We start from the raw sequence: 25,880 nt of genomic DNA on the forward strand, positions 1-25,880 counted from the left end.
GGAGTGCGCTTTATATAGACGGGCACAGCCCGCACGGTAAACGTCGCCATGTCGATATTGCAGGCCATCAGAACCTTTCTTTTCTATCTGTTGCTCGGCACCAGCTCTTTGCTCTGGTGCAGCCTGAGCTTTTTTATCGCGCCTTTTCTACCGTTCAAGGCGCGCTATCGTTTCATTAACGTGTACTGGTGTCGCTGCGCGCTGTGGCTGAGCAAAGTGTTCCTCGGTATCAGCTATGAAGTCAAAGGCGCGCAGAACGTGCCTGACCAGCCCTGCGTGATTCAGTCGAACCACCAGAGCACCTGGGAAACGTTTTTTCTCTCGGCGTATTTCGAACCCTTGAGCCAAGTACTCAAACGCTCATTGCTGTTCGTGCCGTTTTTCGGCTGGGCCATGGCCATGCTGCGGCCCATTGCAATTGATCGTGACAACCCGAAAGCGGCCCTCAAGCATGTGGCCAAGAAAGGCCACGAATTACTCAAGGATGGGGTCTGGGTGCTGATCTTCCCGGAAGGTACACGCGTGCCCTACGGCACCATCGGCAAATTTTCCCGGGGCGGTACCGCCTTGGCGGTAAATGCCGCGCTGCCGGTACTGCCGATTGCACACAATGCCGGAAAATTCTGGCCGAAATCCGGCTGGGCCAAGAAGCAGGGCGTCATCACTGTGATCATCGGCGAACCAATGTATGTCGAAGGCAGCGGGCCTCGAGCTATTGCCGAATTGAACGACCGGGTCCAGGCCTGGAACGAGCGCATGCAGCGGGAAATGGGTTCACTGCCACCGGCGCCACAGGCACCTGCGGCAAGCGATCAACGGGTTGTCTGAAATTTTGTGGATAAGCTGTGTATCGTTTTCTTTAAAACGCTCTAAATCTAATCGTAATCATCTGATTTATATGAATATTTATTAAATACTAAATATTCAGGAAAAAGTGCATAAGTTTTTTTTGGATGTAAAAAAACCGGCTGATATAGCCGGTTTTTTTATGGGCGAAATGAGTCCGTTTGAGAAGCACTCCGAGTCCACTGCCCGAGCGCTTTTCAGCACGTCCAGAATGAAAAAGGCCAACGCTAGCGTTGGCCTTTTTATTTGGCTGGGGTACCTGCCCTGGATCAGAAGTCCAGGTTGGAAACCGCCAAAGCGTTGCTCTCGATGAAGTCACGACGAGGCTCGACCGCGTCACCCATCAGGGTGTTGAAGATCTGGTCCGCGCCAATGGCGTCTTCGATGGTCACCTTCAGCATACGGCGCTGTGCGGGGTCCATGGTGGTTTCCCACAGCTGATCCGGGTTCATTTCACCCAGACCTTTGTAGCGCTGAATGGTGTGCCGCTTGGTGCTTTCAGCCATCAGCCATTCAAGCGCTTCCTTGAACTCGGTGACAGGCTTCTTGCGTTCGCCACGCTGGATGTACGCGCCTTCGTCCAGCAAGGTGCTCAACTGAGCGCCCAGGGAGACGACAGTCTTGTAGTCGTTGCTGCCGAAGAAGTCGCGGTTGAACGTGACGTAGTTCGACAGGCCGTGGGAGATCAACTCGACCTCTGGCAGCCAGACGTTACGTTCACGGTCTTCACGCAGGCAAGCCTTGTAGACCAGACCCGACTTCTCGACGGTACGCAGGCGAACTTCGTACTTGGCCAACCATTCCTGCATGGCTGCGTGATCGGACAGTTGCTCCATGCTCACCGCAGGCAGGTAGATGAAGTGCTCGGTCAGTTCCTGAGGGTACAGGCGCGACAGACGCTTGAGGGTCTTCATCACCAGGCGGAAATCGTTCACCAGGCGCTCAAGGGCTGCGCCAGAGATACCTGGCGCTTCTTCGTTCAGGTGCAGGCTGGCGTCTTCCAGGGCCGACTGCGTCATGTATTCTTCCATGGCGTCATCGTCTTTGATGTATTGCTCTTGCTTGCCTTTCTTGACCTTGTACAGCGGTGGCTGGGCGATGTAGATGTAGCCACGCTCGATCAGCTCGGGCAACTGACGGAAGAAGAAGGTCAGCAGCAGGGTACGGATGTGCGAACCGTCGACGTCAGCATCGGTCATGATGATGATGTTGTGGTAGCGCAGCTTCTCGATGTTGTACTCGTCACGACCGATGCCGCAGCCGAGCGCCGTGATCAAGGTGCCTACTTCCTGCGAAGAGATCATCTTGTCGAAGCGTGCTTTCTCCACGTTGAGGATCTTGCCCTTCAACGGCAGGATGGCCTGGGTCCGGCGATTACGTCCCTGCTTGGCGGAGCCGCCAGCAGAGTCACCTTCCACGAGATACAGTTCGGAGAGGGCAGGGTCTTTTTCCTGGCAATCAGCCAGTTTGCCCGGCAGGCCGGCGATATCCAGCGCGCCCTTGCGACGGGTCATTTCACGGGCCTTACGGGCCGCTTCACGAGCACGCGCAGCGTCGATCATCTTGCCCACGACCAGCTTGGCTTCGTTCGGGTTTTCCAGCAGGAAGTCGGAGAAGTACTTGCCCATTTCCTGTTCGACAGCGGTCTTCACTTCGGAAGAAACCAGCTTGTCCTTGGTCTGGGAGCTGAACTTCGGATCCGGGACTTTCACCGAAATGATCGCGGTCAGGCCTTCGCGCGCATCGTCACCGGTGGTCGCGACCTTGTGCTTCTTCGCCAGACCTTCAGCTTCAATGTAGGTGTTGAGGTTACGCGTCAACGCCGAACGGAAACCCACCAGGTGAGTACCGCCATCGCGCTGTGGAATGTTGTTGGTGAAGCACAACAGGTTCTCGTTGAAGCTGTCGTTCCACTGCAGGGCGATCTCCACGCCGATGCCATCGTCACGCTGAATGTTGAAGTGGAACACCTGGTTGACTGCCGTCTTGTTGGTGTTCAGGTATTCAACGAACGCACGCAGGCCGCCTTCGTATTTGAACAGCTCTTCCTTGCCGCTGCGCTCATCCTTGAGGACGATGCCAACACCGGAGTTCAGGAAGGACAGTTCACGGATCCGCTTGGCCAGGATGTCCCAGCTGAAGTGGATATTCTTAAAGGTCAGATCGGAAGGCTTGAAGTGAATCTGGGTACCAGTGGTTTCACTCTCGCCCACAATTTTCATCGGCTCTTGCGGAACACCGTGGACATAGGTCTGTTCCCAGATCTTGCCACTGCGACGTACCGTAAGGATCAACTCTTCGGACAGGGCGTTTACAACCGATACACCTACACCGTGCAGACCGCCGGATACTTTGTAGGAGTTGTCGTCGAACTTACCGCCGGCGTGCAGGACGGTCATGATGACCTCGGCTGCGGAAACGCCTTCTTCTTTGTGTACGTCTACCGGGATTCCACGACCGTTATCGCGAACGGTGATGGACTCATCCGGGTGGATGATAATGCTGATGTCGTCGCAGTGGCCGGCCAGAGCTTCGTCGATCGAGTTATCGACCACCTCGAACACCATGTGGTGCAGACCGCTGCCATCGTCGGTGTCACCAATGTACATACCGGGACGTTTGCGTACGGCATCCAGGCCTTTCAGCACTTTAATGCTCGTTGAGTCGTACGTATTTTCTTCGCTCAATGCCTTCACTCCCGATGGTCGTGGGTCTGGGTGATACGGCCCTGTTCCACGTGGAACAAAGCGACTGGCGTTTCCGTCTGCCAGCCTTCCCTCAATAATTCGTGATCTACACAGGTGATAAATACCTGGCAGCGTAAGTCTTCCAACAAGCGGCAAAGCGCGCGACGGTGGTGCTCATCCAATTCGGACGGCAGGTCATCCACCAGATAAATACACTGACCGCGACGGGCTTGGCTGACCAAGTGCCCCTGAGCAATCCGCAAGGCACAAACCACCAACTTCTGCTGACCACGGGACAAGATGTCTGCGGCGTTATGTGCGCCCAATCTGAGGCGCAAATCAGCGCGTTGTGGTCCAGCCTGGGTATGACCCATTTGCTGATCCCTTTGCACGGAACCCGCGAGCACTGCGCTCAGTTCACGGTCCTTGTCCCAACCTCGGTAATAGCTGAGCGTCAAACCTTCAAGCTCAACCAATTCGCTCAAGGTTTGTTCAAAGACTGGTTTCAAGGCTTTGATATAGGCGCGACGGTATTCATCTATTTCAGCGCTGGCCTGGCACAGTTCCCTGTCCCAAACCGCTTGCGAAACGGAGTCAAGTGTACCATGCCGCAGCCAAGAGTTTCTCTGGCGCAGGGCCTTCTGCAACCGCTGCCAAGTGGACATGAATCGTGGTTCCACGTGGAACACACCCCAATCGAGAAACTGGCGACGAATCTTCGGCGCCCCCTCAAGCAGGCGGAAGCTGTCAGGGTTGATCAGCTGCAACGGCAGGATCTCGGCCAACTGGGCAGCACTGCGCGCGTTCTGCCCATCAATGCGGATCTGGAACTCACCCTGGCGGTCGCGAGACACCCCCAAGGCGCTATGGCCTCCCTCGGCAAGCTCGACTTGACCAAACACAGTACAGGCCAGTTGCTCGTGCTGAATAACGGGCAGCAGCCGGGTGCTACGAAACGAACGGGCAAGCCCCAGCAGGTGGATGGCTTCAAGCACGCTGGTTTTACCGCTGCCGTTGGCGCCGTAAAGAATGTTGATTCGAGGGGAGGGGGAGAGGGTCACCGGGTGCAAATTGCGCACCGCGGTGACCGAGACGCGACTTAATGACATCTAGCTTCTGCTGAGCATGATTACAGACGCATCGGCATGACAACGTAGGCCGAATCGTCGTTATCGGACTCTTGGACTAGCGCACTGCTATTGGAGTCGGACAGAATGAGGCGAACCTGCTCAGTGGTCATCACGCCCAGCACGTCGAGCAAGTAGCTGACGTTGAAGCCGATTTCCAGAGAGCCGCCGTTGTACTCAACGCCAACTTCTTCCTCCGCCTCTTCCTGTTCAGGGTTGTTGGCCTGGATTTTCAGCTGACCATTGGCCAATTGCAGGCGGATGCCGCGGTACTTTTCGTTGGACAGAATCGCGGTCCGGCTGAAAGCTTCACGCAGCGCCTGACGATCGCCGAGCACCAGCTTGTCACCACCTTTAGGCAGAACACGCTCGTAGTCAGGGAATTTGCCGTCGACCAGTTTGGAGGTGAAGGTGAATTCGCCAGTCGTCGCGCGGATGTGATGCTGGCCTAGAACGATGCTGACAATGCCGTCCGGCTCAGTCAGCAGACGCGCCAGTTCAAGGATGCCCTTGCGTGGCACGATCACCTGGTGACGATCCGGCTGACCAATCTCAGCCTGCATCGAGCACATCGCCAAACGGTGGCCGTCGGTGGCCACAGCGCGAATGATTCCGGCCGACACTTCCAGCAGCATACCGTTCAGGTAATAGCGCACGTCTTGCTGGGCCATGGCGAAGCTGGTGCGCTCGATAAGGCGACGCAGCTTGCTTTGTTCCAGGTTACAAGTTAGCGAACCTGGACCTTCCTCTACAGTCGGGAAATCGTTGGCCGGCAGTGTCGACAGGGTAAAGCGGCTGCGACCGGCTTTCACCACGAGCTTTTGCTCGTCGAGCTTGATATCAATCAGCGCGTCATTCGGCAGGCTCTTGCAAATGTCCATCAACTTGCGCGCAGGCACCGTGATGGACCCCGGGTCTGCCGGCTCCTCAAGCTGTACACGACCAACCAGCTCGACTTCCAGGTCGGTACCGGTCAGCGACAGTTGCTGGCCTTCGACAACCAGCAGCACGTTGGAAAGCACCGGCAAGGTCTGTCGGCGTTCGACGACGCCTGCGACCAGTTGCAGGGGTTTCAACAGGGCTTCGCGTTGAATGGTGAAATGCATGGTCTAGTCCCTTGCCTTAATAAGCTGCGCTGGTGTCATCAAGTGGTCAGTGTACGCAGCAGGTTCTTGTAGTCCTCGCGGATGTCCGCGTCGGATTCCTTAAGTTCGTTGATCTTGCGGCAGGCGTGCAAAACCGTCGTATGGTCACGCCCGCCAAACACATCGCCGATTTCCGGCAGGCTGTGGTTGGTCAGCTCCTTGGACAAGGCCATGGCCACCTGACGAGGACGTGCCACCGAGCGCGAACGACGCTTGGACAGCAGATCGGAGATCTTGATCTTGTAGTACTCGGCGACAGTGCGCTGAATGTTATCCACAGAGACCAGTTTATCTTGTAGCGCCAACAGGTCCTTCAGGGATTCGCGGATCAACTCGATGGTGATGTCGCGACCCATGAAGTGCGAGTGAGCGATCACGCGCTTAAGCGCGCCTTCCAGCTCTCGCACGTTGGAACGAATGCGCTGGGCAATAAAGAACGCAGCGTCGTGTGGCAGATCAACCTTGGCCTGGTCGGCCTTTTTCATCAGGATCGCGACACGGGTTTCCAGTTCCGGCGGTTCGACTGCAACCGTCAGGCCCCAGCCGAAGCGGGACTTCAGGCGTTCTTCAAGGCCTTCGATTTCTTTCGGGTAGCGGTCACTGGTGAGAATGACCTGCTGGCCACCTTCGAGCAAAGCGTTGAAGGTGTGGAAAAATTCTTCCTGGGAACGTTCCTTGCGGGCGAAGAACTGAATGTCATCGATCAACAGCGCGTCCACCGAACGGTAGAAACGCTTGAATTCGTTGATCGCGTTCAGTTGCAACGCCTTGACCATATCGGCCACGAAACGCTCGGAATGCAGGTACACGACCTTGGCATTCGGATTCTTCTTTAATAGGTGGTTACCCACAGCGTGCATCAAGTGGGTTTTACCTAAGCCAACACCGCCATAAAGGAAGAGCGGGTTGTAGCCGTGCTTGGGGTTGTCCGCAACCTGCCAGGCTGCAGCACGGGCCAGTTGGTTGGACTTGCCTTCGACGAAGTTCTCGAAGGTAAAGGTGCGGTTCAGGTAGCTGGTGTGCTTGAGCGCACCTTCGACCTGCACCGTGCGTTGTTCGGCGCGAATCGGGGCCTGTTGCGAACTGGCACCGGCCATCGGGTCGAAACTGTCCCGGGACGGTTCTTCGCTGACTTCGGCAAGTTTTTGCGTCGACCTTTTGGTCTGCTGCGGGGCAGCGGGCGCGGGCGCTGGTGCACTGACCGGCGCCTGTGCAGCCTGAGCCTGGGAAGCGGCGGCGGCCAGCGGAGCATTGGGTGCCGCCCGCGGCGCCGAACTGCGTTTGCTGCCTATTAATAAGGACAGCGCCGGCATCGAGCCATTGCCATGCTCATCCAGCAGCTCGAGAACACGACTTAGATACTTTTCGTTAACCCAGTCGAGAACAAAACGATTCGGTGCGTAGACACGCAGCTCGTCGCCTTCGGCTTCGACCTGTAGTGGACGGATCCAAGTGTTGAATTGTTGGGCAGGCAGCTCATCGCGCAAAAGCTCCACGCACTGCTGCCAAAGTTCCACTGACACGGATATCCCCTAAGTTGAAAGCCGGTGAGGCAAAAACAAGCGGCCATTGTAACGATCAGCCGCCGACTTATCCACACGAAGGTTGTTCATCCACCAAGAAGAATCAACGCCTTATCGCGGAAAAAGGCGACCAATGGTCTGTGCATAAGCTCTGTGGATAACCAGGCCTAAGGTCGTTGCACAAGTAGGGGGGAAACTCGGTGGATAACCTGCCTGTGGATAAAGACACCTTTCACCCACAGCTTATCCGACAGCGCAGCACAGGCTGACCACCGCTTACCACGGTAGTTGTCATTCTCTGTACATCACGTTTTTCATGGTCTCAAGGCAGTTATCCACAGCAAAGGGCCTGCATAGCTTTTATAAGCTTTACAAAAAAGCTTTAAATACTCTCCTTCTTTATTTCTATATCTACAGGCTGGCCAGGTGCCGGAAATTGCCAGGAGATCTATTTATCAGGAAACGCTGGTTGGAAATTGACCTAGAGGCTTGCTTTCTCTAGAATCCCCGGTCTCTTAAAACGGGGGCCATTCCGGCCCGTTGTGGACGAACCAGGTAACACGACAATGAAACGTACTTTCCAACCAAGCACTATCAAACGCGCTCGTACCCACGGTTTCCGTGCTCGCATGGCTACCAAAAACGGTCGTGCCGTCCTGTCGCGTCGTCGCGCCAAAGGTCGTGCGCGTCTGGCAGTTTGATAATCCGGCACTGGAGGTGAGTCAGGACTTCAGTCGGGAAAAGCGTTTGCTGACCCCCCGGCATTTCAAGGCAGTCTTTGACTCCCCTACCGGCAAGGTTCCGGGGAAAAATCTCCTGCTCCTTGCGCGCAACAACGATCTTGATCACCCCCGTCTCGGGCTGGTTATCGGGAAAAAGAGCGTAAAGCTCTCCGTCGAGCGCAATCGCCTCAAACGTCTGATGCGCGAATCGTTCCGTCTGCACCAGGAATCACTGGTCGGTTGGGACATCGTTATCGTCGCGCGCAAAGGTTTGGGTGACGTAGAAAACCCCGAATTGATTCAGCATTTCGGCAAACTCTGGAAGCGTCTGGCACGCAGCACGCCGGTACCAGCAGTCAAAACCGAAACTGTAGGGGTAGACAGTCCCGATGCGTAAACTGGCACTCGTTCCGATCCAGTTTTATCGCTATGCCATTAGTCCTCTGATGGCCAGTCACTGTCGCTTCTACCCCAGTTGTTCCTGCTACGCGTATGAAGCCATAGAAAATCATGGCCTTCTGCGCGGTGGCTGGCTGACCTTTCGTCGTTTAGGTCGCTGTCATCCGTGGAATCCCGGTGGTTATGACCCGGTTCCATCTATCCCTACCTCCCGTTCTTCTTCGATGGCCGAGTAATCATGGATATCAAACGCACGATCCTGATCGTCGCCCTGGCAATCGTGGCCTACGTTATGGTCCTTAAATGGAACCAGGACTACGGTCAAACTGCCCTGCCGACTCAGAATGTTGCTTCCAGTACTACCGCACCGGGCCTACCGGATACGGCGACTGGCAATAATGCTTCTGTCAGTGACGACATTCCGCGCGCCGCAAGCGATACCAGTGCTACCGCTCCTGCCGAAACTTCGGTAGCGGCAAGCAAAGATCTCATCCGCATCAAAACGGATGTGCTCGACTTGGCAGTCGATCCACAGGGTGGTGACGTTGCTCAACTGACACTGCCACTGTATCCACGTCGCCAGGATCATCCGGAAATTCCGTTCCAGTTGTTCGACAACGGTAATGAGCGCACTTATCTGGCTCAAAGCGGTTTGATCGGCACCAACGGTCCGGATGCAAGCCCGACCGGTCGTCCGGTTTACTCCTCGGAGAAGAAGGTTTATCAGTTGGCTGATGGCCAGGACCAAATGGTTGTGGACCTGAAGTTCAGCAAGGACGGCGTCAATTACATCAAGCGTTTCACTGTGAAACGTGGCCTGTACGACGTTACCGTTTCCTATCTGATCGACAACGAGAGCGCTCAGCCTTGGTCTGGCGCGATGTTCGCGCAACTCAAGCGCGACGCCAGTGGTGATCCATCCTCGACTACGGCGACCGGTACTGCCACCTATCTGGGCGCTGCCCTGTGGACAAGTAACGAGCCGTACAAGAAAGTGTCCATGAAGGACATGGACAAGGCCCAGCTGAAGGAAACCGTCAGCGGTGGTTGGGTTGCCTGGTTGCAGCATTACTTCGTAACGGCCTGGATTCCGGCGAAGGGCGAAAACAACATCGTCCAGACCCGTAAAGACAGCAAAGGCAACTACATCATCGGCTACACCGGCCCGGCAATCACTGTCGCGCCAGGTGCCAAAGCTGAAACCAGTGCGGTTCTCTACGCGGGTCCGAAAAGCCAGGCTGTGCTGAAAGAGTTGTCCCCAGGCCTGGAACTGACCGTCGACTACGGCATTCTGTGGTTCATTGCCCAGCCGATTTTCTGGCTGTTGCAACACATCCACGCGTTGGTCGGTAACTGGGGTTGGTCGATTATCTTCCTGACCATGCTGATCAAGGGGATCTTCTTCCCACTGTCGGCCGCCAGCTACAAGTCCATGGCTCGTATGCGTGCAGTGGCACCGAAACTGGCCGCACTGAAAGAGCAACATGGCGACGACCGGCAGAAAATGTCGCAAGCCATGATGGAGCTGTACAAGAAAGAGAAGATCAATCCGCTGGGTGGTTGCTTGCCAATCCTCGTGCAGATGCCGGTTTTCCTTTCCCTGTACTGGGTTCTGCTGGAAAGCGTGGAAATGCGCCAAGCGCCTTTCATGCTGTGGATTACTGACCTGTCGATCAAGGACCCGTTCTTCATTCTGCCGATCGTCATGGGCGTAACCATGTTCGTCCAGCAGCAGTTGAACCCGACGCCACCGGATCCGATGCAGGCGAAGGTGATGAAGCTGATGCCAATCATCTTCACCTTCTTCTTCCTGTGGTTCCCGGCTGGCCTGGTGCTGTACTGGGTAGTCAACAACTGCCTGTCCATCGCCCAACAGTGGTACATCACGCGTAAAGTCGAAGCGGCTACTAAAGCAGCTGCCTGATTTACACTGTGGATAATCACTCAGAACGCCCCCTAGTGGGGCGTTTTGCTATCTGTCATTTTTGTCTGGATATCGGTTTATGAGCGTTCCTCGTGAAACCATCGCCGCCGTCGCAACTGCCCAAGGTCGCGGTGGCGTGGGCATCGTGCGCATTTCAGGGCCGCTTGCGAGTGTTGCAGCCAAGGCCTTCAGCGGCCGCGAACTGAAACCTCGATATGCCCATTACGGGCCTTTCCTAGACGGCAACGAGGAAGTGTTGGACCAGGGGCTCGCCCTTTATTTCCCAGGTCCTAATTCATTCACAGGCGAAGATGTGCTGGAACTTCAGGGCCACGGCGGCCCGGTGGTCCTCGACATGTTGCTCAAGCGCTGCCTGGAATTGGGCTGCCGTCTGGCGCGCCCGGGTGAATTCAGCGAGCGGGCATTTCTCAATGACAAACTCGACCTGGCCCAGGCCGAAGCCATCGCCGACCTGATCGAGGCGAGTTCTGCACAGGCTGCGAGAAATGCCCTGCGTTCCCTGCAGGGAGCATTTTCCCAGCGTGTGCATAACCTGACCGAGCAGTTGATTGGCCTGCGGATCTACGTGGAGGCCGCCATCGACTTCCCGGAGGAGGAAATCGACTTCCTCGCCGATGGCCATGTCCTGAGCATGCTCGACAAAGTGCGAGAGCAATTATCCACCGTCATGCGTGAAGCCGGGCAGGGTGCCCTGCTACGCGATGGCATGACAGTGGTGATTGCCGGTCGACCCAATGCCGGCAAATCCAGCCTGCTCAATGCCCTGGCCGGTCGCGAAGCTGCGATCGTTACCGAAATAGCCGGCACGACCCGGGACATTCTTCGCGAACATATCCACATCGATGGGATGCCGCTGCACGTGGTCGATACCGCCGGTCTGCGGGATACCGATGACCATGTGGAAAAAATCGGCGTGGAAAGGGCCTTGAAGGCGATCGGCGAGGCGGATCGGGTGTTGCTGGTAGTCGATGCCACCGCACCGGAAGCCCTGGACCCGTTTGCATTGTGGCCGGAATTTCTCGAAGTGCGTCCGGACCCGGCGAAAGTCACGTTGATCCGCAACAAGGCCGACCTGACGGGCGAAGCCATTGCGCTGGAAGTCAGCGAGGATGGCCACGTCACCATCAGCTTGAGTGCCAAATCGGCCGGCGATGGCCTGGAACTGTTGCGCGATCACCTGAAAGCTTGCATGGGCTACGAGCAAACGTCGGAAAGCAGCTTCAGTGCCCGTCGTCGCCACCTTGAGGCATTGCGCCATGCCAGCGCATCCCTCGAGCACGGCCGGGCGCAACTGACCCTGGCAGGCGCTGGGGAGTTGCTGGCCGAGGATTTGCGCCAGGCGCAGCATTCCTTGGGTGAAATTACCGGTGCGTTCAGCTCTGATGACCTTTTGGGGCGCATCTTTTCCAGCTTCTGTATCGGCAAATAAAAAAAGTTGTGGATAACTTATCCACAGCCTCTTTTTTGAAAAATTATTTACCGGTTTGAATTCGGCTCGCTTCGTGGAAGGAACGTTACGGGTACAGTTCCATAAGATTTCGTTAAAGCGTTCCTCCCACTACGCGGTGAGCTTCGCAAACGTACTGCGAACGCCAGGAGTATCAAGCCGATGCCATATGTTTGATGGCGAACAACTTTATGCTGTGGAACACTCTCTACATGGCGGCAGCCGTGGAACGGTTAAAACAGCACGGCTACCCGGTGCTGGACTAAGATCTGGCTCGGATATTGCCGCTGATTCGTGCGCTACAATATGCTGGGGCGGTACTCTTTCGCATCCCGAAGTTTGGGCCACCACTGCGAAATCCAGACGATATTTAGAGGCTAAAGTACCTTCGCTTGAAAAAGTAACTGTCCTGCCCCATATCGATCGCGTTGGGGCCAAGTGGGGCGGGATCGATTAGATGTGAGTGTATGTTCTTGAGAACCGACGCATCGATTTTCTGTCCGCTTGGGTTTATTGGCGTAAGAGCTTAGATTTTAACGATAGAGCGCTCTAGGACTCTTACCCGAACGTTGCATTTACTCCATGAAATTAGGGTATATTTGGTTTATACACCTAGAGACAAGAAATTTTGTAAAACATGTATACGATCAGATATCTAGTAAGCTTGGGGTTGATTGTGATCGGCTGCTCTATGGGCTGCACACTGTTTGTTATGTGGGCCATAACAGAAATAATCCCGCTGGAAGGGGTGCCTTACTGGATCGTAAGCGGGGTTGTGCTTCTTATTCTCGTCATCCTTGGATTGCGTTTTTATGTTCCAAGATTACGTAATACGTGGTAGTCAAAGCCGCCATTCATGGTGTCATTTGTTTTCTATGTTAGGTCTATTTTCGGACATCATAGAATTAATTGTAATTGAATCGACTAAGGCTTCGAAAAAAAAAGCCAACTTACCGGTTTGTTGATATGCCGACTCGTAATTTATAGGATCTCGCCTGAAAAGTTGTACCGAATCAGTCTTGCGTATTGGCCGCATCATACCACCAGCAGACAAAATCAGGTCAATGACTCCATACGCCATATCTCCTTTATAATCATGCCTCAAAAGCCATACTTAAACTCCTTTTAGTCAGCCGACATCCTATTAGGGGATTGGGGAGCAATGGAACCAAAAACCAACGTAAGCCTGCCACCGCCGCTCAGTGCCCCCTTACCAGGCAACCGGCTCAATAGAACAATTGCACATCTCGGCTTCGGTCAACGGGGGAGCAGCGGAACAGAAAGTGCACTTAAGCTCGGATATTCTGGTTTCGCTACCTGCCCGCAGACTTACCTGTCCAGGTCTTTTACCGAGTCGCCGGACCTAATCGCGACATATTTCGTATGTCTTTTCAGAAATGCCCTACATCCTGCCTGAAACCCTTGTAATACGATGTCCGGCTGACTAAAAGGAGTGTCACGTATGGCTAACCACGGTTACATGACGATCACCGGCAAGGCTCAAGGACTGATTTCAGCGGGTTGTTCAACCCAAGACTCTATTGGAAACAAGTGTCAGACAGCGCGTACCGACGAAATCATGGTGCTGTCTTACAGCCACAATATGGCCAATGTCGGAAATATTAATAAACCAACACATCATCCAGTTATCATAACCAAAAACGTTGATAAATCCTCGCCGCTCCTGGCTCAAGCGCTCTCAAGTAGAGAAGAAATAAACTGCACCATCAGTTTTTTCCGCGTGTCTTCCTTTGGCATGCAGGAGAAATTCTATTCTATCTCGATCAATGGTGGAATTATTGCTGACCTGGCACTCGAAATGCCTCACGCTATTTTGCAGCACGACGCCGAACCGCAAGAACATGTCGCCATCCGTTACCGAGATATCACTTGGACCCACCACTCTGCTGGCACCAGCGGATATAGTACGTGGGGAAATAACGAATGAAACCAACAAGCGAAAGTTGCATGCCTGGTAGCTGTGACTAATGGATGGTCAGTGACGCCGCTAGAAAACTTGGAAGTCAAGCCAGCACATTAGGGGCTAGACACATCAGAGACGGCACGCTGCGCTTGCAATTCAACCGCGAAGTTGCTTATTACGCGAGAAGCATTGTTAATGATGTCGAGCAGGGTAAAAAAAGCCCTGAGCAGGGTCTAAATGACCTCAGGAACGAACAGAACAGCCTGCTGAGCCAGTCACTAGAGGTGGCTCAAAAAGGCGTGGGAGCAATCGCCGGAGCCCTTCAATTCGCAGCAGGTGCTGGGATATGCTACGGATCAGCCGGTACGCTGTGCCTTTTCGCTAGGGCCCCTCTGATGGCTCATGGGGCCAACAATGCGTATGAAAACGGGCGAAACTTGTGGGAAGGTCGCTCAGATATACAGGGGCCTGTTAGGAAGGGTTACCAAGAGGCTGCAAAAATGATGGGCGGAGGAGCCTTTGAAGGGGATATGGCTTATGGATCCGTTGACTTGGGGCTTTCCGCATACGGTGTTGGCAGACTGATATTAAAACCAGATGCGTGGCGTTTATTTAGATATGTGCGCACTGATTATGTTCGCGGATATGAAAATTCAACCAAGGCTGCATTAACATTTGAAGTTGTTTCCGATACTGCAACAGTAAGCTCCATGTATCTGGAGGCCAAAAGCCGTGACAAGTAACCCATTACTTATAGCCGCATTATATTCACTTATATCTCTGGCAGCCTTCTTGGCTTTCTACTCGATCTCAAGAAGAATTTCAGGGGACAGCCTTACGCATGGGAGGTTTTGGTTTTTTTTTACATTGCTTATACTTTGGGGGGCAAATCAACTCAGCGTAGCTCGCTATGGTTATATTTTTTTATATCTACCATCCAAAGATGTTTTTGGAAGTGATTATATAATTCGATGGATCGCTTTCATAAGTGCCCTGCTTCAAACGTTTTGTCTCCCGACTAAAGACAATCCAAGACGCTGGTTTTCACGAAAGTAAACCAGTTCCAGTTGGCTCTGCGCAGCCACCAAAATGGCATTGGCTGCTGACAGGGTCTCGTCACGGAGATAGTTCTGGCTCACCCAGGACAGCCGGTCACGGCGCAGCGCTTGGTTGTCGTTGCGGATCAATGGCTCCAGGCCGATGTTGCAGGCCCCCCCCAAAAAAGCACCGCACACAGGCTTGTCACCAGGTTATCACCTCGTGCATTGCGTTCGGACACATGAATGAAGGCTTCGGAGAATCCTGTACGGGCAGCGATTTCCAATAAAATTTCCGGCAGATCGACACGCGGCATCAGGTCGGCCACGGCAGCACGCAGTTGCAGCAGCGAGTTCGGTTCCTCCAGCTTGTCCAGTGCCCCGAGGGACAGCTCGGTTTTTCCCTCCGCGTTTTCGCTTAACTGGATCGCAGGATTGTCGGGCAGGCGGGTGGCGACTGCCTGCCAAGTCGCATCCAGCTCGGCAGACAAGGCATCCAAGGTCGTTTTTGCGTCGATGGTCAAGCCCTGTGAGCGACAGATGATCGGTCGTGCCGACAGCCATTTTGCACCATCGAGCAGACCTATACGCGGGTCGGCATAGCGCCAACTGGGTGAAACAAAGACATCGCGGCGGCTTAGGGCTGTGCGCAGTGCATCGAGCGTGCAGAATACATAGGCGCCCATGTCGAGGGAGCCATCTTCGCGGGTGATGTGCCTCTGCCAAGCCTTGGCCACGATCTCCTGCGGCGCATCATCCTCCAGCTTCCTACGAGGCAGGTTCAGTTGCAACCAGTCCAGACTAGCCGCTACTCCCTTGCCAGCCGGACTGAAGCCGAAGCGACAATTCTGGCGACTCACAGCAAGAGCTTGAGCATCTGCCGACGACTTGGGCCAGGAGTCAGAGCGTCCAGCCAGATCCTTGAAGCCTGCGAAGCTAAATTCTTCCCCTAGGATTTGCGGATCTCCATTTCTGAGCCTGACCAAAAGGTTCGCGGGAGAAATTTCTGCGCCTGCATTTCCAGGAAATCCGCAAAAACTCTGGATTAAGCCCTGTGAATAACTGCCACTAAGGGCAGTTGATAACAGGGCGCAAAAAATGAACATAACCGCCCCTGTGGATAACAACCCCTTTCATCCACAGGCTTAAACCGGTTATCCAAGGGCCTTATTGGCACATGAACACAGGGTTTTTAAACGCTGTACACATTGTAGAATAAGGCCTGTAGAGATCTATCCACAGAAAAGTGCCTCAGTAGAAATAAACATAAAAACAAAGATTTAATAAATTTCTCTCTTTTTAATTTCTATAACCCCGACTTCTCCACAGCTGGTTAAATTTTGTGCAAAGGGTTCTTTAGGAAGGGCGAAGTCCCTATACTTGTCGACCAGGTCCAGAAACCTGAGCTCAAACCATTCCTGATTACCCAACTGAAAGCAGGCACGAGGTGCGTGGTGGATTTCCCTTCCCGTTTTGAAGTGATCGTCATCGGCGGCGGTCATGCCGGTACCGAGGCAGCACTGGCCTCAGCACGTATGGGGGCAAAAACCCTGTTGCTGACGCATAACGTGGAAACCCTTGGTGCCATGAGTTGCAACCCTGCTATTGGCGGCATTGGCAAAAGTCACCTGGTCAAGGAAATCGACGCCCTCGGCGGTGCGATGGCCATGGCTACCGACAAAGGCGGAATCCAGTTTCGCGTGTTGAACAGCCGCAAAGGCCCGGCCGTGCGTGCAACTCGCGCTCAAGCAGACCGGGTTCTGTACAAGGCAGCTGTCCGCGAAATCCTGGAAAACCAGCCGAACCTGTGGATATTTCAACAAGCGGCCGATGACGTGATCGTCGAGCAGGATCAGGTGCGTGGTGTTATCACTCAAATGGGTCTGCGCTTTCTGGCAGACTCGGTGGTGTTGACCACCGGCACTTTCCTGGGTGGACTTATCCACATCGGGATGCAGAATTTTTCCGGCGGTCGTGCCGGTGATCCGCCCTCAATCGCCCTGGCTCAACGTCTACGCGAGCTGCCGCTGCGGGTGGGGCGCCTCAAAACCGGAACGCCGCCGCGCATCGACAGCCGTTCGGTGGATTTTTCGCTGATGACCGAGCAAGCCGGCGATACGCCGATTCCGGTCATGTCGTTCATGGGCTCCAAGGAGCAGCACCCGCGGCAGGTGAGCTGCTGGATTACCCATACCAACGCCCGCACCCACGAAATCATTGCCGCCAACCTTGATCGTTCGCCGATGTATTCGGATGCAGGGATGATCGAGGGCATTGGTCCGCGTTATTGCCCGTCGATCGAAGACAAGATCCATCGCTTTGCCGACAAGGAAAGCCATCAGGTCTTCATCGAGCCCGAAGGCTTGACCACCAATGAGCTGTATCCCAACGGGATTTCCACTTCGTTGCCGTTCGACGTGCAGTTGCAGATCGTGCAATCGATCCGCGGCATGGAGAATGCGCACATTGTTCGCCCAGGCTATGCGATCGAATACGACTACTTCGATCCCCGCGACCTGAAGTACAGCCTGGAAACCAAAGTGATCGCCGGTCTGTTTTTTGCCGGCCAAATCAACGGCACCACCGGTTACGAAGAAGCCGGCGCTCAGGGTTTGCTGGCTGGCGCGAACGCCGCTCTGCGTGCGCAGGGCAAAGATGCCTGGTGCCCACGCCGCGACGAGGCGTACATCGGAGTACTGGTCGACGACCTGATTACCCTGGGTACCCAGGAGCCGTACCGGATGTTTACCTCCCGTGCGGAGTACCGCCTGATCCTGCGGGAAGACAATGCGGACCTGCGTCTGACCGAAAAAGGTCGCGAGCTGGGCCTAGTCGATGACGCCCGTTGGGCGGCGTTCTGCACCAAGCGCGACAGCATTGCACTGGAAGAACAACGGTTGAAAAGCACCTGGGTGCGCCCGGGCACTCAGCAGGGCGATGCCATTTCTGAAAAATTCGGTACCCCGCTGACTCACGAATACAATTTGCTCAACCTGCTGAGCCGTCCGGAAATCGACTACGCTGGTCTGATCGCCGTGACCGGTGGGGGCGCAGAAGATCCACAGGTTGCCGAGCAGGTCGAAATCAAGACCAAGTACGCCGGATACATTGATCGCCAGCAGGACGAAATCGCTCGTTTGCGGGCCAGCGAAGACACCAAATTGCCTGTGGATATCGATTACACGAATATTTCCGGTCTCTCCAAGGAGATCCAGAGCAAGCTCGGCGCGACCCGTCCCGAAACACTAGGCCAGGCGTCGCGTATCCCGGGCGTTACTCCGGCAGCCATTTCGCTGCTAATGATTCATTTGAAAAAACGCGGCGCGGGCCGTCAGTTGGAGCAAAGCGCTTGAGTTCGTTGGTCACCTCGCAACACGCCGAAGAGTTATCCACAGGTGCTCGCCAGCTCGGTGTCACACTGACCGACACCCAGCACGCACAGCTGCTGGGTTATCTGGCCCTGTTGATAAAATGGAACAAGGCCTACAACCTGACCGCAGTCCGTGATCCGGATGAAATGGTTTCCCGTCACCTGCTCGACAGTTTGAGCGTGATGTCTTTCGTGGAGGACGGTCGCTGGCTCGATGTAGGCAGCGGCGGTGGCATGCCCGGTATACCTTTGGCCATCCTGTATCCACAGTCACAAGTGACCTGCCTGGACAGCAATGGCAAGAAAACCCGGTTTCTGACTCAGGTCAAACTCGAGCTGAAACTGGACAACCTGCAAGTTATCCACAGTCGCGTCGAAGCTTTCCAGCCTGCCGAGCCATTCAACGGGATCATCTCCCGGGCGTTTAGCAGCATGGAAAATTTCAGCAACTGGACTCGCCACCTTGGCGATAGCGACACGCGTTGGCTGGCAATGAAGGGCGTTCATCCGGCCGATGAGCTGGTAGCATTGCCGGCAGACTTCCACCTCGATAGCGAACACGCCCTGGCCGTACCTGGTTGCCAAGGCCAACGCCATCTGCTGATACTGCGCCGCACGGCATGATTGGGAACAAAAGCAAGAATGGCTAAGGTATTCGCGATTGCGAACCAGAAAGGTGGTGTGGGTAAAACCACCACCTGCATCAACCTCGCAGCATCCCTGGTCGCTACCAAGCGTCGGGTGCTGTTGATCGACCTTGATCCACAGGGCAACGCCACCATGGGTAGCGGTGTGGATAAGCACGGCCTGGAAAATTCGGTCTACGACCTGCTGATCGGTGAATGTGACTTGGCCCAGGCCATGCACTACTCCGAGCACGGTGGTTATCAGCTACTGCCGGCTAACCGCGACCTGACTGCGGCCGAAGTGGTGTTGTTGGAAATGCAGATGAAGGAGAGTCGTCTGCGCAGCGCGCTGGCGCCGATCCGCGAGAACTACGACTACATTTTGATCGACTGCCCTCCTTCGCTGTCGATGCTTACGCTCAATGCACTGGTTGCCGCCGATGGGGTAATTATCCCCATGCAGTGTGAGTACTTCGCACTCGAAGGCCTGAGCGACCTTGTGGATAACATCAAGCGCATCGCCGAGCTGCTCAATCCTAACCTCAAAGTCGAAGGCCTGCTGCGGACCATGTATGACCCGCGACTGAGCCTGATGAACGACGTGTCGGCACAGCTCAAGGAACATTTTGGCGATCAGCTTTACGACACGGTCATTCCGCGCAACATCCGCTTGGCTGAAGCGCCGAGCTACGGCATGCCAGCGCTGGCGTACGACAAATCATCGCGGGGCGCCATTGCCTACCTGGCTTTGGCTGGCGAAATGGTTCGCCGCCAACGTAAAAATTCACGTATAGCCGCTGCTCAGGCAACTTAAGGAATCCCCATGGCCGTCAAGAAACGAGGTCTCGGACGTGGACTGGATGCACTGCTGAGCGGTCCTACCGTCAGTTCGCTGGAAGAGCAGGCGGTTCAGGCTGATCAGCGCGAGCTGCAGCACCTGCCGCTGGATCTGATCCAGCGGGGTAAGTATCAGCCTAGACGGGACATGGATCCGCAGGCGCTGGAAGAGCTGGCGCAGTCGATCAAGGCCCAGGGCGTGATGCAACCGATCGTGGTGCGCCCCATCGGTGGCGGACGTTTTGAAATCATTGCTGGCGAGCGCCGCTGGCGTGCGAGCCAGCAGGCTGGCCAGGAAACCATCCCGGCAATGGTGCGCGACGTTCCGGATGAGACTGCGATCGCCATGGCGTTGATCGAGAACATTCAGCGCGAAGACTTGAATCCGGTCGAGGAGGCGGTGGCCCTGCAGCGTTTGCAGCAGGAATTCCAGCTCACCCAGCAGCAGGTAGCAGAGGCGGTGGGTAAATCCCGCGTGACCGTAGCCAACCTGCTACGCTTGATCGCGTTGCCCGAAGTAATCAAGACCATGCTGTCCCATGGGGATCTGGAAATGGGCCACGCTCGTGCGTTGCTCGGTTTACCGGAGAATCAGCAGGTTGAAGGGGCGCGACATGTTGTCGCACGGGGGCTGACCGTGCGCCAAACCGAGGCACTGGTTCGCCAGTGGTTGAATGGCAAACCGGAGCCTGTTGAACCGGCTAAACCAGACCCGGATATCGCCCGGCTCGAGCAGCGCCTGGCCGAGCGCCTGGGCTCTGCGGTGCAGATTAGGCACGGAAAGAAGGGGAAGGGCCAATTGGTGATTGGCTACAACTCCCTCGATGAGCTCCAGGGTGTGCTCGCACACATTCGCTGAAACAATTCCTTATGTAGCGTGCAGTCGGAAATCACTACCTGACAGTTGAATAGGGGCAGAACCGCCCCTATACTCTGCGCGCATTTTGTCGGCACAAATTATGCCAAGTTATTGAATTCTGGCAGCCGATCATTGGGGAGCAAAAACGATGGAGAGCCGCACGCCAAACCGCTTGCCGTTCCATCGCCTGGCAGTTTTTCCGGTGTTGATGGCTCAGTTTGTCGTTTTGCTGATCGCCGCTTTGGCGCTTTGGCAATGGCACGGAGTCGTTGCCGGGTACTCGGGACTCTGCGGAGGCCTGATAGCCTTGCTGCCCAATGTGTATTTCGCTCACAGGGCATTTCGGTTTTCCGGCGCCCGAGCAGCTCAAGCCATCGTCCGGTCATTTTATGCCGGCGAGGCGGGCAAACTGATTTTGACGGCAGTGCTCTTTGCATTGACGTTTGCAGGTGTGAAGCCATTGGCGCCGCTAGCTGTATTCGGCGTCTTCGTGTTGACCCAACTGGTCAGCTGGTTCGCGCCCCTGCTGATGAGAACAAGACTTTCGAGACCTTAGGGCGTTTGAGGCAACCATGGCAGAAACAACCGCTTCGGGCTATATCCAGCACCACTTGCAGAACCTGACCTTCGGGCAGCTACCTAACGGCGGCTGGGGTTTTGCCCACACCGCAGCAGAAGCCAAGGAAATGGGCTTCTGGGCTTTCCACGTCGATACTCTCGGCTGGTCGGTCGCGTTGGGTCTGATCTTCGTTCTTCTTTTTCGCATGGCGGCGAAGAAAGCGACGTCCGGACAACCAGGTGCTTTGCAGAACTTCGTTGAAGTATTGGTCGAATTCGTCGATGGGAGCGTGAAAGACAGCTTCCATGGTCGTAGCCCGGTGATTGCACCGCTGGCACTGACCATATTCGTCTGGGTCTTCCTGATGAACGCCATCGACCTGATCCCGGTCGACTGGATTCCTCAGCTGGCCATCCTGATCACTGGCGATGCGCACATTCCGTTCCGTGCCGTATCCACCACTGACCCGAACGCTACCCTGGGCATGGCCCTGTCGGTGTTCGCGTTGATCATTTTCTACAGCATCAAGGTCAAGGGTATCGGCGGCTTCATCGGCGAACTGACCCTGCACCCTTTCGGCAGCAAGAACATCTTTGTTCAAGCCCTGCTGATTCCGGTGAACTTCCTGCTGGAGTTCGTGACGCTGATTGCCAAGCCTATCTCCCTGGCACTGCGTCTGTTCGGCAACATGTACGCCGGCGAGCTGGTCTTCATTCTGATTGCTGTGATGTTCGGCAGCGGTCTGCTCTGGCTTAGCGGCCTGGGCGTAGTTCTGCAGTGGGCGTGGGCAGTGTTCCACATCCTGATCATCACCCTGCAGGCGTTTATCTTCATGATGCTGACCATCGTCTACCTGTCGATGGCGCACGAAGAGAACCATTAAGATCAGTCTCGACTGGTCTGATGTCCCACCCGGTCAAACGGGTGGGTGCCCTAACAGGGCTATGAAACGATTTGTTTTACCGCTTTAAAATCTAAAAAACCTAAACCATACGACGTAAAAGTCGGGAGGAAAGATGGAAACTGTAGTTGGTCTAACCGCTATCGCTGTTGCACTGTTGATCGGCCTGGGCGCACTGGGCACCGCAATTGGTTTCGGCCTGTTGGGTGGCAAATTCCTGGAAGGCGCAGCGCGTCAGCCAGAGATGGTTCCAATGCTGCAAGTTAAAATGTTCATCGTTGCCGGTCTGCTCGACGCCGTAACCATGATCGGTGTTGGTATCGCTCTGTTCTTCACTTTCGCGAACCCATTCGTTGGTCAACTCGCTGGCTAATTACTCGCCTTCGAGTAATTGGTGTGATGTGCAACGAACGAGCGAGGTGTTGGCGTGAACATTAATGCAACCCTGATTGGCCAGTCCGTTGCGTTCTTCATTTTTGTACTGTTTTGCATGAAGTTCGTGTGGCCTCCGGTCATCGCGGCTTTGCACGAACGTCAGAAGAAGATCGCGGATGGACTGGACGCTGCCGCCCGAGCAGCTCGCGACCTGGAGCTGGCCCAAGATAAAGCGGGTCAGCAACTGCGCGAAGCGAAAGCTCAGGCAGCCGAAATCATTGAGCAAGCCAAGAAACGCGGTAACCAGATTGTTGAAGAGGCTGTTGAAAAAGCCCGTATCGACGCTGACCGTGTGAAGGTTCAGGCTCAGGCCGAGATCGAGCAGGAACTGAACAGTGTCAAAGACGCGCTGCGTGCCCAACTGGGTGCTCTGGCTGTCGGCGGCGCCGAGAAGATCCTGGGTGCCACAATCGATCAAAACGCGCACGCGGAGCTGGTAAACAAACTGGCTGCTGAAATTTAAGCGAGGGCGATCATGGCAGAATTGACCACGTTGGCCCGACCTTACGCTAAGGCAGCCTTCGAGCACGCCCAGGCCCACCAGCAACTGGCCTCTTGGTCAGCCATGCTCGGCCTGGCTGCAGCAGTGTCGCAAGACGACACTATGCAGCGCGTGCTCAAGGCCCCGCGACTGACGAGCGCAGACAAGGCCGCCACGTTTATTGACGTGTGCGGCGACAAGTTTGATGTGAAGGTGCAGAACTTCATTCACGTCGTTGCCGAAAACGACCGTCTCCCGCTGTTGCCGGAGATCGCCGCTCTGTTCGACCTGTACAAGGCCGAACAAGAGAAATCGGTAGACGTTGAAGTCACCAGTGCCTTCGCATTGAACCAAGAACAGCAAGACAAACTCGCCAAGGTTCTCAGTGCACGACTCAACCGGGAAGTGCGCCTGCAAGTTGCGGAGGATGCCGCCCTTATTGGTGGTGTCATCATTCGCGCCGGCGACCTGGTAATCGATGGCTCGATTCGCGGCAAACTCGCGAATCTTGCCGAAGCATTGAAATCTTGAGTTTGAAGGGGCAGCAGAGCAATGCAGCAACTCAATCCTTCCGAAATAAGTGAAATTATCAAGGGCCGCATCGACAAACTCGATGTGACCTCCCAAGCCCGTAACGAAGGCACTGTCGTCAGCGTATCTGACGGTATCGTGCGGATTCACGGTCTGGCCGACGTCATGTACGGCGAGATGATCGAGTTTCCGGGCGGCGTCTTCGGTATGGCTCTCAACCTGGAGCAAGACTCCGTAGGTGCCGTAGTTTTGGGCTCCTACCAGTCTCTGGCTGAAGGCATGAGCGCCAAGTGCACCGGCCGCATCCTCGAAGTTCCGGTTGGTAAGGAACTGCTGGGTCGCGTAGTCGACGCACTGGGTAACCCAGTTGACGGCAAAGGTCCGCTGAACAACACCGAGACCGATGCGGTCGAGAAAGTTGCTCCAGGCGTGATCTGGCGTAAGTCGGTAGACCAGCCTGTACAGACTGGCTACAAGGCTGTCGATGCCATGATCCCTGTCGGCCGTGGCCAGCGTGAGCTGATCATCGGTGACCGTCAGATCGGTAAAACCGCTCTGGCGATCGACGCGATCATCAACCAGAAAAACAGCGGTATTTTCTGCGTCTACGTAGCGATTGGTCAGAAGCAATCGACCATCGCCAACGTGGTTCGCAAGCTGGAAGAAAACGGCGCGCTGGCTAACACCATCGTCGTCGCCGCGAGCGCTTCGGAATCTGCAGCACTGCAGTTCCTGGCTCCGTACTCCGGTTGCACCATGGGTGAATTCTTCCGCGACCGCGGTGAAGACGCGCTGATCGTTTATGACGATCTGTCCAAGCAAGCAGTTGCTTATCGCCAGATTTCCCTGCTGCTGCGCCGTCCACCAGGCCGTGAAGCTTACCCAGGCGACGTGTTCTATCTCCACTCCCGTCTGCTGGAGCGCGCATCCCGCGTTTCGGAAGAATACGTAGAGAAGTTCACCAACGGCGCAGTGACCGGCAAAACCGGTTCCCTGACCGCACTGCCGATCATCGAAACCCAGGCTGGCGACGTTTCCGCGTTCGTTCCGACCAACGTGATTTCCATCACTGACGGTCAGATCTTCCTGGAATCGGCCATGTTCAACTCCGGGATCCGTCCTGCTGTGAACGCCGGTGTTTCGGTATCCCGTGTGGGTGGTGCCGCTCAGACCAAGATCATCAAGAAGCTCTCCGGTGGTATCCGTACCGCTCTGGCTCAGTACCGTGAACTGGCGGCATTCGCTCAGTTCGCTTCTGACCTGGACGAAGCGACCCGTAAGCAACTTGAGCATGGTCAGCGCGTTACCGAGCTGATGAAGCAGAAGCAATACGCACCAATGTCGATCGCTGACATGGCGCTGTCGCTGTATGCCGCTGAGCGTGGGTTCCTGACTGACGTTGAAATCACCAAGGTCGGCAGCTTCGAACAAGCGCTGATTGCTTTCTTCAACCGCGATCACGCCGATTTGATGGCGAAGATCAACGTGAAGGGTGACTTCAATGACGAAATCGACGCTGGCATGAAAGCCGGTATCGAGAAGTTCAAGGCCACCCAAACCTGGTAAGCCGCAGCGGGAGCCGCGAGGCTCCCGCTTGCTAACCTGATAGGTGTTACATGGCAGGCGCAAAAGAGATTCGCAGTAAGATTGCGAGCATCAAAAGCACGCAAAAGATTACCAGCGCCATGGAAAAAGTGGCGGTCAGTAAAATGCGCAAGGCACAAATGCGCATGGCTGCTAGCCGTCCTTACGCGGAGCGCATCCGCCAGGTTATTGGCCATCTGGCCAACGCCAACCCGGAATATCGCCACCCATTCATGATCGACCGTGAAATAAAGCGTGTTGGTTATGTTGTGGTGAGCAGTGACCGTGGTCTGTGTGGTGGCTTGAACACCAACCTGTTCAAGGCTCTGGTCAAGGACATGGCGGTAAACCGCGAAAACGGCGTCGAGATCGATCTGTGTGTAGTTGGTAGCAAGGGTGCGGCTTTCTTCCGCAACTTCGGCGGTAACGTCGTAGCAGCTATCAGCCACCTGGGTGAAGAGCCGTCGATCAATGACCTGATCGGCAGCGTCAAGGTGATGCTGGATGCCTACCTGGACGGCCGTATTGACCGCCTGTCCGTGGTGTCCAACAAGTTCATCAACACCATGACGCAACAGCCTACCGTGGAGCAGTTGATTCCACTGGTGGCAACGCCGGAACAGGAGCTCAAGCACCACTGGGATTATCTGTACGAACCGGACGCCAAAGAGCTGCTTGACGGCTTGATGGTCCGTTACGTGGAGTCGCAGGTCTACCAGGCGGTGGTCGAGAACAACGCGGCTGAACAAGCTGCGCGGATGATCGCGATGAAGAACGCTACCGACAACGCCGGTGATTTGATCAGCGATTTGCAGCTGGTCTACAACAAGGCGCGTCAGGCTGCGATCACCCAAGAGATCTCGGAAATCGTCGGCGGCGCTGCCGCGGTTTAACG

General features: G+C 55.3%; 23 protein-coding genes and 2 pseudogenes. 20 read left to right on the forward strand and 5 right to left on the reverse strand.

The genetic code is table 11. The annotated features are described in order from the left end of the window. The first annotated feature begins 48 nt into the window (after positions 1-48). Entirely contained in the window at positions 49-828 is a 780-nt protein-coding gene (locus tag L9059_RS07120) for a lysophospholipid acyltransferase family protein (protein WP_247289615.1), read from the forward strand. A gap of 287 nt (positions 829-1,115) precedes the next feature. Here L9059_RS07120 and gyrB read toward each other — a convergent pair whose 3' ends face one another. Genes gyrB through dnaA form a run of 4 tightly spaced genes read right to left on the reverse strand, consistent with a single transcriptional unit; the run spans position 1,116 to position 7,328 of the window. After that, on the reverse strand, positions 1,116-3,533 hold the full coding sequence (gene gyrB / locus L9059_RS07125; RefSeq protein ID WP_247289617.1) for a DNA topoisomerase (ATP-hydrolyzing) subunit B: 2,418 nt from the start codon (positions 3,531-3,533) through the stop codon (positions 1,116-1,118). Positions 3,534-3,538: 5 nt separating this feature from the next. Next, positions 3,539-4,642, reverse strand: coding sequence for a DNA replication/repair protein RecF (gene recF, locus L9059_RS07130; protein ID WP_247289619.1), 1,104 nt, complete (start codon positions 4,640-4,642; stop codon positions 3,539-3,541). 20 nt (positions 4,643-4,662) lie between these two features. Beyond that, entirely contained in the window at positions 4,663-5,766 is a 1,104-nt protein-coding gene (gene dnaN / locus L9059_RS07135) for a DNA polymerase III subunit beta (protein ID WP_247289620.1), read from the reverse strand. Between the two features lie 38 nt (positions 5,767-5,804). Then, positions 5,805-7,328, reverse strand: coding sequence for a chromosomal replication initiator protein DnaA (gene dnaA, locus L9059_RS07140; RefSeq protein WP_247289621.1), 1,524 nt, complete (start codon positions 7,326-7,328; stop codon positions 5,805-5,807). 566 nt (positions 7,329-7,894) lie between these two features. On the opposite strand from dnaA, the gene rpmH reads away from it, so the two are divergent. From rpmH to L9059_RS07180, 8 genes and pseudogenes are all read left to right on the forward strand, one after another. Next, positions 7,895-8,029: a 50S ribosomal protein L34 gene (gene rpmH / locus L9059_RS07145; protein WP_003213577.1), complete on the forward strand. Its 135-nt coding sequence runs from the start codon at positions 7,895-7,897 to the stop codon at positions 8,027-8,029. A 16-nt stretch (positions 8,030-8,045) separates the two neighbouring features. Then, complete coding sequence (rnpA, locus tag L9059_RS07150; RefSeq protein ID WP_045061255.1) at positions 8,046-8,447, forward strand: ribonuclease P protein component; 402 nt, start codon at positions 8,046-8,048, stop codon at positions 8,445-8,447. Next, positions 8,440-8,685, forward strand: a complete 246-nt coding sequence (gene yidD / locus L9059_RS07155; RefSeq protein ID WP_052966011.1) for a membrane protein insertion efficiency factor YidD — start codon at positions 8,440-8,442, stop codon at positions 8,683-8,685. Before rnpA ends, yidD begins: the two co-directional genes overlap by 8 nt. 2 nt (positions 8,686-8,687) lie before the next feature. Next, positions 8,688-10,373: a membrane protein insertase YidC gene (yidC, locus tag L9059_RS07160; RefSeq protein WP_247289622.1), complete on the forward strand. Its 1,686-nt coding sequence runs from the start codon at positions 8,688-8,690 to the stop codon at positions 10,371-10,373. 79 nt (positions 10,374-10,452) lie between these two features. After that, positions 10,453-11,823 carry a tRNA uridine-5-carboxymethylaminomethyl(34) synthesis GTPase MnmE gene (mnmE, locus tag L9059_RS07165; protein ID WP_247289623.1) on the forward strand — a complete coding sequence of 457 codons (1,371 nt, stop codon included), beginning with the start codon at positions 10,453-10,455 and terminating at the stop codon, positions 11,821-11,823. Between the two features lie 158 nt (positions 11,824-11,981). Next, a pseudogene (locus L9059_RS07170) lies at positions 11,982-12,107 on the forward strand (Tn3 family transposase); the annotation flags it as partial. A gap of 1,196 nt (positions 12,108-13,303) precedes the next feature. Next, a complete protein-coding gene (locus tag L9059_RS07175; RefSeq protein ID WP_247289625.1) occupies positions 13,304-13,789 on the forward strand; it encodes an Hcp family type VI secretion system effector in 486 nt (161 codons plus the stop codon). A 44-nt stretch (positions 13,790-13,833) separates the two neighbouring features. Continuing rightward, positions 13,834-14,508: a DUF4225 domain-containing protein gene (locus L9059_RS07180; protein ID WP_247289626.1), complete on the forward strand. Its 675-nt coding sequence runs from the start codon at positions 13,834-13,836 to the stop codon at positions 14,506-14,508. Between the two features lie 315 nt (positions 14,509-14,823). On the opposite strand, the pseudogene L9059_RS07185 reads toward L9059_RS07180, so the two are convergent. Next, a pseudogene (locus tag L9059_RS07185) lies at positions 14,824-15,653 on the reverse strand (Tn3 family transposase); the annotation flags it as partial. 603 nt (positions 15,654-16,256) lie between these two features. On the opposite strand from L9059_RS07185, the gene mnmG reads away from it, so the two are divergent. From mnmG to atpG, 11 genes are all read left to right on the forward strand, one after another. Next, positions 16,257-18,155: a tRNA uridine-5-carboxymethylaminomethyl(34) synthesis enzyme MnmG gene (mnmG, locus tag L9059_RS07190; protein ID WP_247289627.1), complete on the forward strand. Its 1,899-nt coding sequence runs from the start codon at positions 16,257-16,259 to the stop codon at positions 18,153-18,155. Then, the gene (rsmG, locus tag L9059_RS07195; protein WP_247289628.1) at positions 18,152-18,796 is read left to right on the forward strand and encodes a 16S rRNA (guanine(527)-N(7))-methyltransferase RsmG; all 645 of its coding nucleotides are present in this window, start codon (positions 18,152-18,154) and stop codon (positions 18,794-18,796) included. Before mnmG ends, rsmG begins: the two co-directional genes overlap by 4 nt. Positions 18,797-18,814: 18 nt before the next feature. Further along, entirely contained in the window at positions 18,815-19,612 is a 798-nt protein-coding gene (locus L9059_RS07200) for a ParA family protein (protein WP_008007890.1), read from the forward strand. Between the two features lie 9 nt (positions 19,613-19,621). Further along, positions 19,622-20,494, forward strand: coding sequence for a ParB/RepB/Spo0J family partition protein (locus tag L9059_RS07205; protein ID WP_045061243.1), 873 nt, complete (start codon positions 19,622-19,624; stop codon positions 20,492-20,494). Positions 20,495-20,642: 148 nt separating this feature from the next. Further along, the gene (locus L9059_RS07210; RefSeq protein WP_010465473.1) at positions 20,643-21,050 is read left to right on the forward strand and encodes a F0F1 ATP synthase subunit I; all 408 of its coding nucleotides are present in this window, start codon (positions 20,643-20,645) and stop codon (positions 21,048-21,050) included. 16 nt (positions 21,051-21,066) lie between these two features. After that, positions 21,067-21,936, forward strand: coding sequence for a F0F1 ATP synthase subunit A (atpB, locus tag L9059_RS07215; RefSeq protein ID WP_247289629.1), 870 nt, complete (start codon positions 21,067-21,069; stop codon positions 21,934-21,936). Between the two features lie 133 nt (positions 21,937-22,069). Continuing rightward, entirely contained in the window at positions 22,070-22,327 is a 258-nt protein-coding gene (gene atpE, locus L9059_RS07220) for a F0F1 ATP synthase subunit C (protein ID WP_002555987.1), read from the forward strand. A 54-nt stretch (positions 22,328-22,381) separates the two neighbouring features. Then, positions 22,382-22,852, forward strand: coding sequence for a F0F1 ATP synthase subunit B (locus L9059_RS07225; RefSeq protein ID WP_008027535.1), 471 nt, complete (start codon positions 22,382-22,384; stop codon positions 22,850-22,852). Between the two features lie 12 nt (positions 22,853-22,864). Beyond that, positions 22,865-23,401: a F0F1 ATP synthase subunit delta gene (locus tag L9059_RS07230; RefSeq protein WP_201199223.1), complete on the forward strand. Its 537-nt coding sequence runs from the start codon at positions 22,865-22,867 to the stop codon at positions 23,399-23,401. A gap of 21 nt (positions 23,402-23,422) precedes the next feature. Continuing rightward, complete coding sequence (gene atpA / locus L9059_RS07235; RefSeq protein WP_247289631.1) at positions 23,423-24,967, forward strand: F0F1 ATP synthase subunit alpha; 1,545 nt, start codon at positions 23,423-23,425, stop codon at positions 24,965-24,967. A gap of 50 nt (positions 24,968-25,017) precedes the next feature. Continuing rightward, entirely contained in the window at positions 25,018-25,878 is an 861-nt protein-coding gene (gene atpG / locus L9059_RS07240; RefSeq protein WP_247289633.1) for a F0F1 ATP synthase subunit gamma, read from the forward strand. The last annotated feature ends 2 nt before the right edge of the window (positions 25,879-25,880 follow it).

Origin of the sequence: Pseudomonas violetae (assembly GCF_023072615.1) — a bacterium.
Lineage (GTDB): Bacteria > Pseudomonadota > Gammaproteobacteria > Pseudomonadales > Pseudomonadaceae > Aquipseudomonas > Aquipseudomonas violetae.